At 64.5% G+C, this 13,706-nt stretch carries 11 protein-coding genes; 1 reads left to right on the top strand and 10 read right to left on the bottom strand.

Features of this window, described 5'->3' with window-relative positions; all coding sequences use genetic code 11:
* Window positions 1–15 precede the first annotated feature (15 nt).
* Both RR42_RS25130 and fabG read right to left on the bottom strand, forming a co-directional pair.
* Window positions 16–3,519, bottom strand: coding sequence for a pyruvate carboxylase (locus tag RR42_RS25130; protein ID WP_043353964.1), 3,504 nt, complete (start codon window positions 3,517–3,519; stop codon window positions 16–18).
* A gap of 307 nt (window positions 3,520–3,826) precedes the next feature.
* On the bottom strand, window positions 3,827–4,576 hold the full coding sequence (gene fabG / locus RR42_RS25125; RefSeq protein WP_043353962.1) for a 3-oxoacyl-ACP reductase FabG: 750 nt from the start codon (window positions 4,574–4,576) through the stop codon (window positions 3,827–3,829).
* Window positions 4,577–4,899: 323 nt separating this feature from the next.
* On the opposite strand from fabG, the gene RR42_RS25120 reads away from it, so the two are divergent.
* The gene (locus RR42_RS25120; protein WP_043353961.1) at window positions 4,900–5,679 is read left to right on the top strand and encodes an IclR family transcriptional regulator; all 780 of its coding nucleotides are present in this window, start codon (window positions 4,900–4,902) and stop codon (window positions 5,677–5,679) included.
* Window positions 5,680–5,718: 39 nt separating this feature from the next.
* On the opposite strand, the gene RR42_RS25115 is transcribed toward RR42_RS25120, so the two are convergent.
* The 8 genes from RR42_RS25115 to RR42_RS25080 form a co-directional block, all read right to left on the bottom strand.
* Window positions 5,719–6,522: an IclR family transcriptional regulator gene (locus RR42_RS25115; protein ID WP_236702185.1), complete on the bottom strand. Its 804-nt coding sequence runs from the start codon at window positions 6,520–6,522 to the stop codon at window positions 5,719–5,721.
* A gap of 211 nt (window positions 6,523–6,733) precedes the next feature.
* Entirely contained in the window at window positions 6,734–7,417 is a 684-nt protein-coding gene (locus RR42_RS25110) for a nitroreductase (protein ID WP_043353959.1), read from the bottom strand.
* 143 nt (window positions 7,418–7,560) lie between these two features.
* On the bottom strand, window positions 7,561–8,727 hold the full coding sequence (locus RR42_RS25105; RefSeq protein WP_043353958.1) for an acyl-CoA dehydrogenase family protein: 1,167 nt from the start codon (window positions 8,725–8,727) through the stop codon (window positions 7,561–7,563).
* A 24-nt stretch (window positions 8,728–8,751) separates the two neighbouring features.
* Window positions 8,752–9,213, bottom strand: coding sequence for a MaoC family dehydratase (locus RR42_RS25100; protein ID WP_042877232.1), 462 nt, complete (start codon window positions 9,211–9,213; stop codon window positions 8,752–8,754).
* Window positions 9,214–9,239: 26 nt separating this feature from the next.
* Entirely contained in the window at window positions 9,240–10,115 is an 876-nt protein-coding gene (locus RR42_RS25095; protein ID WP_144409942.1) for an HpcH/HpaI aldolase/citrate lyase family protein, read from the bottom strand.
* Window positions 10,116–10,296: 181 nt separating this feature from the next.
* The gene (locus RR42_RS25090; RefSeq protein ID WP_043353955.1) at window positions 10,297–10,767 is read right to left on the bottom strand and encodes a MaoC family dehydratase; all 471 of its coding nucleotides are present in this window, start codon (window positions 10,765–10,767) and stop codon (window positions 10,297–10,299) included.
* 156 nt (window positions 10,768–10,923) lie between these two features.
* The gene (locus RR42_RS25085) at window positions 10,924–11,859 is read right to left on the bottom strand and encodes a LysR family transcriptional regulator (RefSeq protein ID WP_043353953.1); all 936 of its coding nucleotides are present in this window, start codon (window positions 11,857–11,859) and stop codon (window positions 10,924–10,926) included.
* Between the two features lie 155 nt (window positions 11,860–12,014).
* The gene (locus RR42_RS25080) at window positions 12,015–13,616 is read right to left on the bottom strand and encodes a Na+/H+ antiporter (RefSeq protein WP_043353952.1); all 1,602 of its coding nucleotides are present in this window, start codon (window positions 13,614–13,616) and stop codon (window positions 12,015–12,017) included.
* Window positions 13,617–13,706: the final 90 nt, after the last annotated feature.

Raw genomic sequence — 13,706 nt, 5'->3', positions numbered from 1 at the left:
AATAGGCGCTCAACCTCAAAGCCTGAGTTCGATCAACAAGTCCTTCGCCGCCACTCGGTCGCCCTGCTGCACATGTACTGCGGCAATCTCACAATCGCGATCGGCCGCGATGTGGGTTTCCATCTTCATCGCCTCCAGCGCAAGCAGCGTCGTGCCTGCGGCCACGCGCTGTCCCGGCTGCACCGCCACCGTCACGATCGCGCCCGGCATCGGCGCGGCAACATGCAGCGGATTGCCAGGTTCGGCAACCGGACGGCTGTGGCGCACCACCGCCGCATGCGCGGCGCTGCGCTGTTCGACCAGCGCCGTTCGCGACTGGCCGTTCAGCTCGAACTGGACCTTGATGTTGCCCTCTTCGGCGTCCGGGTGCATGCCCTGCAGCGACACCAGCAGCGTCTTGCCCGGCTCGAGGTCGACGGCCGTTTCTTCCTGCGGCTGCAGGCCATACAGGAAGGCCGGCGTCGGTACGACTGACGTATCGCTATAGGTCCGCACATGCGCGTGGTAGGCGATCGCCTGCTTCGGATACATCAGGTAAGAAGCGAGCTGCCGGTCGTCGAGCGCCTGCTCGCAGGCCGCTTCGCCCGCGGCACGCGCCGCCGCCAGATCGACTGCCGGTATCTGGTCGCCCGGCCGATAAGGCGCGGGCGGCTCCCCGCGCAGGACCTTGCGCGAGAGTGCCGCCGGGAAGCCATCTGGCGGGAAGCCGAGTTCCCCCTTGAACAGGGAGACCACCGATTCGGGAAAGGCAATCTCCTTGCCCGGATCGCAGACATCGGCAGCACTCATGTCGTTGGCCACCATCATCAGTGCCATGTCGCCCACCACCTTGGAAGTCGGCGTCACCTTCACGATGTCGCCGAACATCTTGTTGACATCGGCGTACGCGCGCGACACCTCGGTCCAGCGATGCTCGATGCCGAGCGAGCGGGCCTGCTCGCGCAGGTTCGTGTACTGGCCACCGGGCATCTCATGGCGGTAAACATCGGCCGTGCCGGCGCGGATCTCCGATTCGAACGGTGCGTAGTAGCGACGGACGCCCTCCCAGTACATCGACGCCTCATGCAGACGCTCCAGGTCGAGTCCGGAGGCGCGCTCGCTGCCGGCCAGTGCCGCCGCGATGCTCGACAGGTTGGGTTGCGAGGTCAGCCCGCTCATCGCATCCAGCGCGCCATCGACCGCATCGCAGCCGGCATCGATGGCAGCCAGCGCGGAAGCGGCCGAAATGCCGCTGGTATCGTGGGTGTGGAAATGCACGGGGAGGCCCGTCTCTTCCTTGAGCGCCTTCACCAGCGCGGCGGCAGCCTGCGGACGGCAGATCTCCGCCATGTCCTTGATGCCAAGCACGTGCACGCCGGCAGCCTGCAGTTCGCGCGCGATCCCGACGTAGTACTTCAGGTCGTATTTAGGGCGGGAGCCGTCGAAAATGTCCCCGGTGTAGCAGATTGCGCCCTCGCACAGTGCACCGCTATCGCATACGGCGTCGATCGCCACACGCATGTTGCGCACCCAATTCAGCGAATCGAACACGCGGAACACGTCCACGCCGGCGCTGGCGGCCTGGCGGACGAAGAACTTCACCACGTTGTCCGCATAGTTCGTGTAGCCGACCGCGTTCGAGCCGCGCAGCAGCATCTGGAACAGGATGTTGGGCACGCGCTCGCGCAGTTGCTCAAGACGTTGCCACGGATCTTCCTTCAGGAAGCGCAGCGCCACGTCGAATGTCGCCCCGCCCCAGCACTCCATCGAGAACAGTTGGGGCAGTTCGCGGGCATAGAACGGCGCGATCGGCAGCATGTCAGCAGTGCGCATGCGCGTGGCGAACAGCGACTGGTGCGCATCGCGCATAGTCGTGTCGGTCAGCAGCACCCGCTTCTGCTCCAGCATCCAGCGCGAGAATTTCTCCGCGCCGAGCTCTCGCAAGAGGTCGCGCGTACCGGTGGGAAGCGGGCCGGTGGTATCCACCGCAGGTAGCACCGGGGTGGGCAGCGGCAGCGCAGGCAGCGAGCGGCCGCTCATTTCCGGATGCCCGTTGACGCACACATCGCCGAGATAGCGCAGGAGCTTGGTCGCGCGGTCCTGCCTCTTGGTGAAGGCCAGCAGTTCCGGCGTCTTGTCGATAAAGCGCGTGGTGACATCGCCGGACCGGAAGGCCGGATGGTTGATGACGTTCTCGAGGAACTGCAGGTTGGACGCGACGCCGCGGATGCGGAACTCACGCAACGCGCGGTCCATGCGCCGGATCGACTCGGGGGCAGTCGGCGCCCACGTGGTGACCTTGACCAGCAGCGAATCATAGTACGGCGTGATCACTGCGCCACCGTAGGCAGTACCAGCGTCCAGGCGCACGCCGAAGCCCGCAGCGCTGCGGTAGGCGGAGAGCCTGCCATAGTCCGGCAGGAAGCCGTTCTCGGGGTCCTCGGTCGTGATCCGGCATTGCAGGGCATGCCCGTTCAGAGAGATTCCCGCCTGCTCCGGCACGCCGGCCGCGCGCACGACGATCTTGCCGTCGGCGTCGCGCGTGTTCTCGGTCATGCCGATATGACCGCCCTCGGTGATGCGGATCTGCGCCTTGACGATATCGACCCCGGTAACCAGCTCGGTGACCGTGTGCTCCACCTGGATGCGCGGATTGACTTCGATGAAATAGAACTGGCCGGAGTCGGCATCCATCAGGAATTCGATCGTGCCTGCATGCGTGTACCCGACCGCGCGCATCAGCCGCATCGCCGCATCGCACAGCGCGGCCCGGCCGGCATCGTCGAGGTATGGCGCCGGCGCGCGCTCCACCACCTTCTGGTTGCGACGCTGCACGGTACAGTCGCGTTCGTACAGGTGCACCAGGTTGCCGTGAGCATCGCCGAGCGCCTGCACTTCTACGTGGCGCGCGTTGCGCACCAGTTTCTCGACATACACCTCATCATTGCCGAATGCCGACAATGCCTCGCGCCGCGCGGCCGGCAGCGCGGTCTCGAGATCCTGCTCGTTCTCCAGCATGCGCATGCCGCGCCCGCCACCGCCCCAGCTCGCCTTGAGCATCAGCGGGTAGCCGATGCCGGCCGCCAGGCGCTTGCACTCGTCGAGGTCCCTGGGCAACGGATCGGTCGCCGGCATCACTGGCACGCCCGCCTCGATCGCCGCATTGCGAGCGGCTACCTTGTTCCCCAGCTTGCGCATGACCTCCGGCGACGGGCCGATCCAGCGAATCCCGGCGTCCATCACGGCTTGCGCGAAATCCGGGTTTTCCGAGAGGAAGCCATAGCCCGGGTGGATCGCGTCGACCTTGGCCTGCCGGGCGATGCGCAGGATGTCGTCGATGTCGAGGTAGGCCGCCAGCGGCTTCTTGCCCTCGCCAACCAGGTAACTCTCGTCGGCCTTGAAGCGATGGAGCGCAAGCCGGTCCTCCTTCGAATAGATCGCCACCGTACGGATGTTCATTTCCGCAGCGGCGCGCATCACACGAATCGCGATCTCGGAGCGGTTGGCAATCAACAGGGATTTGATTGGGGTGTAGTCCATGGGTGCACAAGAAAGTGGGCCATGCCGTGCACAAGCTTCACGGCGTGTCAGATGATCGGGGATGCGGCGCCGGGCCTGAGGCTCCGCGCTGCCGTCAGTCGTAATGGGAAAAATGGGGGGGGCGAATCCATCCAGTCGTATTGCCCTGTCGCAGCCGCCCACGCCCAATTCTTCCGCCTTGGCGACCGCTTCTTGCTTTCGTAACGCTCGCTTCGCGTCTGTCCCGCACGCGGCTGGCTGTCATCGCCAGCAAGCTCGCGGCTGTCCGCGCCGGCCGACCTGGCAGTTCACGCCCCCCTTGCATGGCTCAGCCAAAGCGTCCCCCGCTCACATGCAGTACCTCGCCGGTAATGAAGCCCGCGCGCTCGGAGGCCAGAAAGGCAACCGCGTCGGCGATATCTCCCGGACGACCAACGCGCTTGATAGGCTGCATCTGCACCGCACGCTCCTTGATGGTCTCGTACGAAGGCAACGCCTGTACCATTTCCGTCTCGATAAAGCCCGGTGCCACGCAGTTCACCGTGACGCCATAGCGCCCCTCCTCGATGGCCAGTGCCTTGGCCACGCCAATCAGCCCTGCCTTCGCAGCCGAATAGTTGGCCTGTGTGGGATTGCCGAGGTGCGCGCGCGAGCTGATGTTGATGACGCGGCCCCAGCCCTGTTCGATGAAATGCGGCATCACCGCCCGGGTCGCCAGGAACGCCCCCTTGAGCATGACCGCAATGACGAGGTCCCAGTCTTCCTCGCTCATCTTCACCAGATACTTGTCCCGCGGGAATCCGGCGTTGTTGACGAGGATGTGCACCCCGCCAAATTGGGCAACCGTTTCTTCCACCAGCCGGCTCACGTCTTCAGCCTTGGTGATGTCGGCGATTACGCAATGGGCTTGCAGGCCATCAGCACGCAGCGCCGCGACAGTCTCTTCTGCCCGCTCGCGGAGCACGTCCGTCACGACCACGCGCGCGCCCTCTTCCGCCAGCCGGCGCGCCGTTGCCGCACCCAGGCCTCGTGCGGAACCGGTAACGATGGCGACACGGTCCTTGATCTGAAGATCCATTTCCTTCCTTTTCATTAGCCGCGGCGGCGGATGCCATCGCGATGGACAGGCGGTCCGGCAACGGGGCCGAACGAATACCGGAATCGTATAAGTCGTACCGCGCCGCATCAAATGGCGATCGGCGAAGCCGCGATTCGCCGCCCGCGAACACCTGCCGGCCTGGTTCGTGTTCCGGCAATCGCCGGCTCGCGAATCGGCATTTGAGCCGCGCGGTTGCCGCCTCTACCATCAGTTCGAGCGGTATGGAAAACGCACCGCAAGGCGCGGACAAGAGAGCAGACAAGCACCCTCCCGGAGTGGTGCACTGAAAGGGCAACCCGATCATGACACCTCCCGCACAGATCACGATGACCCTCGAACGGGGCCTTCATGTGCTTCGTGCCTTCCGTGCCGAGCGTACGCCGCTCACAAACAGCGAGATCGTCAAGCGCACCGGCCTGCCGAAAGCGACGGTGTCACGCCTGACCACCACCCTGATCGCGCTGGGCTTCCTGCGCCGCGTTGCCGGCAGCACGCAGTTCGAGCTGGCCCCGGCCTCCCTCCACATCGGCGACACCTACCTGGAAACCAACCCGGTCACCGATCGCGTGCACCCCTTCCTGCAGGAACTGGCGGACCGACTCAATGTGTCGGTCGCCCTTGCCGTGCCTGATCAGCTCGATATGCTCTATATCGCACATCGAACCAGTTCGCGCATTGCGACCCTGCGCCTCGGCGTGGGCTCGCTGCTGCCGATGGGCTGGACGGCGACCGGCCGTGCTTGGCTGTGGGGGTTGCACCCCGAGGCCCGACATGAATACCTGGAAACCCTCAAGCGCGCGGACGGCGCGCGCGTCGCCGAGCTCGAACGCGGCATCGCTGCAGCCTTTCAGGACCTGCAGAGCCTTGGGGTCTGCACTTCCCTGGGCAAGTATCAGCGCGGTGCTTACGGGATTGCCCTGCCGGTCACGGTGGGACGTTCGGCAACACTGATGTCGCTGAGCTGCGGCGCGGTTGAGTTGGAGCCGGACATGGCAGCCATCACAGAACGCCTCGCGCCAGTGCTGAAGGCCGCGGCAGCCGACCTCGTCGAACTGCTGCGGGATATTGATACGCTGATCTGACGGCCGATCCGCGGCGCCTTCCCAGGCGCCATGGCGGCATCAGTGACACGTGCTCAAGCGCTCCTCCAGGGCATGCGCCGTCGCGGCGAGCCTCGGGCCCAACTCCCGCTCCATCCTGGCCCGATTCATGCCCGCGCTGCGGCCAACGCTGGCCAGCACCACTGACGGATGTCCCGGCACGCTGAGCGGTACCGCAACCGATGCCAGCTCGCGCCCGCAAGGCGACATGCAGAAGCCATACTGGTGGAGCTGTGACATGCCCTCGGCCATCTGCCTGCGCACCGAAGGCCAGTCACGGCCGCTCTTGCGCTCAACGTTGCTCTGGAGGTAGAAACGCTCCCGTTCCGGCAATGCGGCCAGCAATGCCCAGCCCATCGGGGACGAAGCAATCGGCACGCGGAGCCCGGCGGCAAGGTGCGTGTCGAGATTGACGTTCTTGCCAACCTGCGATTCATTGACGATGACATCGAGCCGGTCGCGCGCACCCAGGATGACATGGGTATCGCTGGCGTCGGCGAATTTCTGCATCTCGATGCGGGCGGCGCGTTGCACGCTGTCGCCCGAGACGGCCGCGTAGCCCAAGGTCAATGCGGCCGACGCAAGCCGGCACTTGCGCCGGCTCTCGTCGTAGCGCAAATAGCCGAGTGCTGCCAGGGAATGCACCATCCGGGACACGGTGGGCGCCGGAATGCCGGTCGCCACGGCAATCTCCTGGTTGCCCATCCACGGATGCTCAGCGCTGAATGCAGCCAGCACGGCCAGGCCGCGGGCCAGCGGCACCACCCGCACGTCACCCTTGTCGAGATCACGGTTCGATTGCTTCACGGCTTGAACGGTTGCCATGGCTGTCTCCATTTTTTCCGGCCAGGCCTTCATTGGACCGAGCCGCTATTCTCATCACGCCTCAAGGGTAATCAGCTGGCGGCGATGGACCAAGTTGTGTTCCGCGACGCGGCGATTCGCCAACCGCGATCCAGCACCCCGCGTGCCGGGCAACTGGCTCAGGATGACGCCGGCCCAGGCTGCCCGGCCAGCTGAGAACTCGGCGCGCGCGTCAGACCAGGCGCAGGATATCGTCGACCCGGGCGCGCTCGGTGCGGTAGCCATTCACCGGATGTGCCCTGTCGGCGTAGCCGAAGGAGATGCCGCACACCACCTTGCGTCCCTCCGGTATGGAAAAGTAATTGCGAATGAAGCTGGACTGCATGGCCAGCGCGGCCTGCGGCGTGGTGGCCACGCCATGAGCCTGGGCTGACAGCAGGAAGGCGCTGACGAAACCGCCCGCGTCCACGGCGCCATACGTTCCCAGCTCCTCCGGCACGGTGACGATCACCACATGCGGCGCGCCGAACAGGCGGAAGTTTTCGAACGACTGGTCTTCGCGCTTCTCCTTGTCGCCGCGGCCAATCCCCAGCGCTTCATAGAGCTGAAAGCCGGCTTGGCGGCGACGGTCGAGGTAGACGCCCCGGTATTCGTCCGGAAACGGAAAGTCAGAGTCCAGTTCGGGGTGCTGCCGCACCTGCTCCATCAGCGCATTCCTGAACGTTTCAGTGCTCTCGCCCGAAGTAATTACCAGATCCCAGGGTTGCGTGTTGCACCACGAGGCGGTGCCGCGCGCGGCGTCGACGATGCTGCGGATCACGTCCTCTGGCACCCGTTCGCGCAAATAGGCGCGGCACGTGGCGCGCCCGAAGATCAAGCGCCGTAGCGCATCAATATCGGCATTTAGTGCGGTCATGGGGACCAATCCTTCCAGGAGTCAGTTCGTGCCGGGCAGCGGCCCGGCGATGCTCGCCAACCTTCCCCGAACAGGAAAAGGCTGGCGCCATGGCCTATCGGCACGACTTGCGCAGACCCAGCACGTTGTGGGCCACGAACTGCTCAATAAGACTTCGGCAGCCCGAGCTTGCGCTCGGCGATGTTCGACAGGATAAGCTGCGGGGTGACGGGCGCAATGTAGCCGATCCAGGCTTCCCGCATGAATCGTTCCACGTGATACTCCTTCGCGTAGCCGAAGCCTCCATGCGTGAGGATCGAGGTCTGGCAAGCGTTCATGCAGGCCTCGGATGCCAGCAGCTTGGCCGCATTGGCCTCCGAGCCGCAGGAGATCCCTTTGTCGTAGAGATCGGCAGCGGCGAGCAGCATGTGGTTGGCAGCCTCGAGCTCCGCCCAGTTGCGGGCCAGCGGATGCTGGACACCCTGGTTCTTGCCGATCGGACGACCGAAGACGACGCGGTCCTTGGCGTATTGCGTGGCAAGCTTGAGCACCGCGCGGCCGATACCGACCTGCTCGGCGGAGACGAAAACGCGCTCCGCGTTCATGCCGTGGAAGATGTACTTCAGGCCCTTGCCTTCCTCACCGATCAGCGAGTCTTTGGAGACCGGCAGATCGTCGATGAACAACTCGTTGGTGTCGACGGCGGCGCGGCCAAGCTTGTCGATCTCCCGAATCTCCACATATTTGCGATCGAGCTTGGTGTAGAACAGGCTCAACCCTTCGCCGTGCTTCTTGACCTCCTCGACCGGCGTGGTGCGCGCGAGAATCAGCATGTGGTCGGCGACCTGCGCGGTCGAAATGAAGACCTTCTTGCCCGAGATCAGGTAATTGCCATCGGGCTGCTTCTTCGCCACAACCTTGAGCTTGGTGGTATCAAGGCCCGTGTCCGGCTCGGTGACTGCGAAACACGCCTTGTGTTCGCCCCGGGCAAAGGGCGGCAGCCAGGCCTTCTTCTGTGCATCCGTGCCGAAATGCACGACCGGCTGCAAGCCGAAGATGTTCATGTGGATAGTGGACGCGCCCGCTTGCCCGCCGCACTCGGCCACGGTACGCAGGAAGAGCGCAGCTTCAGTCACGCCAAGGTTCGAGCCGCCGAACTCCTCTGGCATGCAGATTCCGAGCCAGCCGCCGCTGGCGACAGCCTCGAAGAACTCGTGCGGAAACTCGTGGTTCTTGTCCTTGTTCCGCCAGTACTCGAGCGGAAAGTCCGCACAGATCTTTTCTGCCGCATCAATAATGGCGAGCTGATCGGCGCTGAGTTGGTAATCCATCGCTTCACTCCTGCAGGTGTCAGATTAGGCCTTGTCGGCAGGGCGCAGCATCATCAGGCCGGTGCGCACGGCAGTGCAGACGATTTCGTCGCGCTGGTTCTTGGCAACGTGCTTGAAGGTGACGATGCCAGAGTCTGTGCGGCTCTTGGAGATGCGGGTTTCGATGATCTCAGTCTCGACGCGGATGGTGTCGCCGTGGAAGGTGGGCTTGGGGAAAGCAATCTCGCCAAAGCCGAGGTTGCCCAGCGTGGTGCCCAGCGTGGTCTCATACACCGTGATGCCGGCCACCAGCGCCAGCAGGAACATGCTGTTGACCAGGCGCTGGCCGTAGAACGTATTCTTGCTGTACTCGGCGTCGATGTGCAGCGGTGCACAGTTGTAGGTCATGGCCGAGAACAGGACGTTGTCGGTCTCGGTGACCGTGCGGCGGATGGCGTGCTCGATCACCATGCCGGGCTTGAATTCTTCGAAGTAAAGGCCTGCCATTTTTCTATCTCCTTAGGTGGTCACAATCAGTTGTTGAACGATTGCGCAAGCTCGATGATTTCGCGCGCCGTCTTCACATGCGCGATGTCGATGTGTTCGCCGTCATAAATGCACGAGGCGCGCCCCTCGGCCTGGGCCTTTTCCAGCGCGTCGATCATCCCCTGGTAGAACGCCACTTCTTCCTCGGTGGGACTGTAGGTCTTGTTGACGATCTCGACGTTGGAGGGGTGCAGCACCAGCTCGCCGCTCATGCCCAGCTGGCGGTCGTTGGCGGACGAGACCTTGAGCCCTTCCAGGTCATGCACCTGCTGCCATACTCCGCCGATGGGCAGCTTGCCCGCGGCGCGTGCGGCCATGACGATGCGCGACTTCAGGTACAGGGTCTCGCGCCCTTCGAGCGACCAGACGGTCTTGAGGGCACGGGCCACGTCGGCGTTCTTGGCCGTGGCGCCGACAATGGCGGGCACGCGCTCGTGCTGGGCGATCTCGTAGGCGTATTGCAGCGAGCGGGCGGTCTCCAGCAGCGGAATCACCCGGGTGTGGCCCACCGGCACGCCGGCGCGGTATTCGGCCTCGGCCAGCATGGACGAGACGGTATGAATGTCCTCAGGGCCGCAGGGCTTGGAAATCACAATGCCCTCGACCACCGGATTGACGATTGCCAGGATGTCTTCGTAGTCGTACAGGTGTGCGCTGCGATTGATGCGCACCCAGATGCGCGGTTTCTGCCCAGCCAGCCAGTCCAGCTTGGACTTGACGATCTCACGCGCCTCGACCTTCTGGGCCGGCGGCACGCTGTCCTCCAAGTCCAGGATCAGCGCATCCGCTTTGGCTGCCACCGATTTCTCGATCCAGTCTGGCTTGTTGCCCGGCACGAACATCATGGATCGCATCGGTTTCATGGCACTTACACTCATCCTCGTCTCCTGGTAATGATTACTGCCTTACAACTGTTAGATAAACGGCGAAAAAATTTTGGGAGCTCCCGTGGCCTTGATGCTAGATGGGCCAGGTGGTTTTACTCAAGTAGTGACTGGCGAACCACCGACTCGCATTGCGCGAATCGGCGATGCACGGACGGCTTCAGCCCGCCGGATGGCGCCTCGGCAACCGTTGCAGGCAGCGAAACTTGGCCACCACCTCGTTGCGCTGGTTATAGGCGCGACGTTCCAGTTCGATCAGGCCGGCGTCAGGGCACTCGGGGTCGTCGCGCTTGTCCAGCACCTCGCTTTCCACATGGATGGTGTCGCCGATGAAGACGGGCCGCGTGAAGCGCGCGTCGCTGAAGGCCACGGTGCCTGACACCGCGTCCCGTGCCAGTCCGGCCGCACCGATGCCGCATGCCAGCCCCAGCAGGAGGATGCTGTTTACTGCACGCATGCCATATGGCGCGGCTTCGGCATACGCCTGGTCCACGTGCAATGGCTCCATGCCATAGGTCAGCGTGCTGAACAGGAGGCTATCGGCCTCCGAGAGGGTCTTGCGGATGGCGTGCCGGTAGGCGCTGCCAATCACAAAGTCCTCGAAGTAGCGGCCGGTCGCGGCATCGGACATGGGTGCATTCCCTTGAAAGGCGGGACTTGACGCGCATGCCACGACGCAGCGTCCCGTCACGCGTCAAGGGTAATCAGCAAGCGGCGAGGCGCCAAGTTGTGTTCCGCGACGCGGCGATTCGCCAACCGCGATCCGGCATCAGGCATGCCGGACGGCTCAGGATGACGCCTGCTCAGGCTGCTCGGTCAGCTGGCGGATCAGCGCGCGCGTCGCCGCCGTGATCGTCTTGCCGCGACGCGTGCCGATGCGCACGCTGCGCGTCGTCCATGGTTCGGGAATCCGTAGCACCGTCGAGCGTGTGCTGGCCTCGAGCGAGACCATGCACTCCGGCAGGATGGTCACGCCAAGGCCAGCCTCAACCAGGCTGCGCGCCGCCTCGGGACCATTGATTGTGAACTTGGGATGCAACACCCGGCCGATCGCGCGCGCGGCGCGGTTGACATCCGACATCAGCGTGGTGTTCGGGTGCATGGCAATGAACGGCTCGCGGATCAGGTCGGCGAGGGCGACTTCAGGCTGCTCGCCCAGCGGGTGGCCATGCGGCACCAGCGCGACCAGACGGTCGACGCGATATGGCAGGCTGTCCAGCGGCTCATCGTCGATATCCGGGCTGACGATATACACCGCCATGTCGACATCCCCCGCCACCACCGAACGCACCAGGTTGGTATTGGCGTCCTGTTTCAGCTCCAGCTCGACCAGCGGGAAATTGCGGGAGAACTCGCCGATCTCGCGCGCCAGGTACTGGATGATGACGGCACCCGTGGTGCCCACGGTGACGTGCCCACGAACCCCTTCGGAGAATTCGCCGAGTTCCCGGCGCATGTCCTCGAGGTTCTCGAACAGCAGGCGCAGATGGCGCGCCAGGACTTCGCCCGCCGCGCTCGGCGCCACCCCGCTGGGATTGCGCTCGAACAACTGCACGCCAGCAATGTCTTCCAGATCCTGGATGCGCTTGGTTGCCGCGGAGGCGGCGATGTTCTCGCGGATGGCGGCGCGCCGGATCTGGCGCTCTTCCACCACCGTCAGGAACAGCCGCAGGGTGAACAGGTCGACCCGCCGGGTCAGGCCATGCACACTCAGCGTGCTCATGGTGTCTCCTTCAATGGTGGAACCGGTCTGTCGCCGGGTCGGGCGTCGCGCGCATGCTGCATGGCAGCATGCGCTACGTGTGCCGCGAATCGTACCGCGAGTATACCGCCATGTCAGGCGGACCTGCACGGCTGCCGCGGCCAGGCGCGTGCCGCTCAGCCCGCGCCAACGCCGCCGCTGCCATGCAAGCTGGAGACTTCCTGCAGGTCCAGGTCGTGTTCCAGGTGACGCAGCAGTTCGTCGCTGAGCTGTCCGGCGCGATGCATCTTGAGTAGTTCGGCCCTGGCGGCGGCAAGCCCGGCCAGGACCACGGCGAAGTGGGCCGATCGTGCCTCGTCGGGAAAGACGCTGTCCTTGAAGCGCTCGGTCAGTTGCGCCCGGTAGTTGTACTGCTCCCACAAGCGCGGGTGCAGCAGCTTGCCGTCGGCGTCGAATACCAGCGGGCGAATGGCATCCAGCTGCACTTTCTCCAGCCGGGCCCAGGCCTGGGGTTCGGTCAACTTGACGACACCTCCGCCCGCTTTCATCTTGCCGACGTCGAACATGCCGATCAGCGGGCCAATGGTCGTGCCCTGGACCAGCACCGTCACCAGGATCACGGCGAATGCCGCCACCAGGATCAGGTCCCTGCCCGGCATCGCCTCCGGCAGTGCCAGCGCAATCGCAAGCGTCACCACGCCGCGCATCCCCGCCCAGCTCACGATCGTTGCCGAGCGCCAGTCCGGCCGTGCCTGGTGCCTGTGCAACAGGCGGTGCCAGGCCGGCTTCAGCGCTTCCGTGGCAAAGACCCACACAAAGCGCGACAGCACCACTGCCACCATGACGATGGTGACCGGCAGCGCCAGATAAGCCACCGCATCCGCCGTGCCGCCGAGCCGGCCAATCACGCCGCGCAGCGACAAGCCAATCAGCAGGAAGACCAGCGCTTCCAGCAGGAACACCATCATCTGCCAGAACGCCGTGCCACGGATCCGGGTCGTTGCCGAAAACACCCGGTGCTGATGCCACCCCAGCATCATGCCCGTGGTGACCGTGGCGATCACGCCGGAGACTTCCAGCCATTCCCCCAAGATGTAGCTGATCCAGGCCGGCAGGACCGATGCCGTGATGATCAGGTACTCATCTGTCAGCACCGTGATGACGCGTATTAGCGCGACACCGACACCGACGCCGACAGCGACCCCGCCCAATGCCAGCACCACGAATTCGGCCGCGGCGTGCTGGATGCTGAATGCGCCGGTCAGCGCGGCCGCGACCGCGAAGCGGTAGAGCACCAGCCCTGACGCATCATTGAGCAGGCTTTCGCCTTCCAGCAATGCCATCATCCGCCGCGGCAACGCGACGCGCTCCAGCACCGCCTTTGCCGCGACCGCATCGGGCGGGGACACGATGGCGCCCAGGGCAAAACATGCGGCCCACGGCAGACCGGGGACCACTAGATGGACTGCCACGCCGACGACCAGCGTGGTGAACAGCACGGCCCCGATGGCCAGCATCAGGATGCCGCGCAGGTTGCGCCGGAACTCATCCCAGACCGAAAAGTAAGCGCCGTCCATCAGCAGCGGCGGCAGGAAGACGACCAGGACCAGGTCCGGGTCAAGCTCCACGTCGGGCAGCCCAGGTATGAAAGCCATGGCGATGCCGCCAACGAGGAAGGCGGCTGCAGGGGGCAACCGGAGCCGTTTGGCAAGCAGATCCAGGCCGATGATGACGACCAGCGATAGCAGCACCAGCTTGAAGGCAAGAACCGGCGACATGGCGTTTCCCCCAGGGGTTCGGTGTTGCGGCAATTATCCACGAAACATCGATAGCTACGTGATGCAAGAGGCTTGTGCTTTCGATTTCCG

Source organism: Cupriavidus basilensis, assembly GCF_000832305.1.
Classification (GTDB): domain Bacteria; phylum Pseudomonadota; class Gammaproteobacteria; order Burkholderiales; family Burkholderiaceae; genus Cupriavidus; species Cupriavidus basilensis_F.
This window is presented reverse-complemented; position numbering and strand designations above follow the sequence as displayed.

What these genes read in the sequence shown, in the direction of transcription:
- RR42_RS25130 (WP_043353964.1), bottom strand. Translation starts at nt 3,519, where the DNA reads ATGGACTACACCCCAATCAAATCCCTGTTGATTGCCAACCGCTCCGAG.
- fabG (WP_043353962.1), bottom strand. Translation starts at nt 4,576, where the DNA reads ATGGATCTTCAGATCAAGGACCGTGTCGCCATCGTTACCGGTTCCGCA.
- RR42_RS25120 (WP_043353961.1), top strand. Translation starts at nt 4,900, where the DNA reads ATGACACCTCCCGCACAGATCACGATGACCCTCGAACGGGGCCTTCAT.
- RR42_RS25115 (WP_236702185.1), bottom strand. Translation starts at nt 6,522, where the DNA reads ATGGCAACCGTTCAAGCCGTGAAGCAATCGAACCGTGATCTCGACAAG.
- RR42_RS25110 (WP_043353959.1), bottom strand. Translation starts at nt 7,417, where the DNA reads ATGACCGCACTAAATGCCGATATTGATGCGCTACGGCGCTTGATCTTC.
- RR42_RS25105 (WP_043353958.1), bottom strand. Translation starts at nt 8,727, where the DNA reads ATGGATTACCAACTCAGCGCCGATCAGCTCGCCATTATTGATGCGGCA.
- RR42_RS25100 (WP_042877232.1), bottom strand. Translation starts at nt 9,213, where the DNA reads ATGGCAGGCCTTTACTTCGAAGAATTCAAGCCCGGCATGGTGATCGAG.
- RR42_RS25095 (WP_144409942.1), bottom strand. Translation starts at nt 10,115, where the DNA reads ATGAAACCGATGCGATCCATGATGTTCGTGCCGGGCAACAAGCCAGAC.
- RR42_RS25090 (WP_043353955.1), bottom strand. Translation starts at nt 10,767, where the DNA reads ATGTCCGATGCCGCGACCGGCCGCTACTTCGAGGACTTTGTGATTGGC.
- RR42_RS25085 (WP_043353953.1), bottom strand. Translation starts at nt 11,859, where the DNA reads ATGAGCACGCTGAGTGTGCATGGCCTGACCCGGCGGGTCGACCTGTTC.
- RR42_RS25080 (WP_043353952.1), bottom strand. Translation starts at nt 13,616, where the DNA reads ATGTCGCCGGTTCTTGCCTTCAAGCTGGTGCTGCTATCGCTGGTCGTC.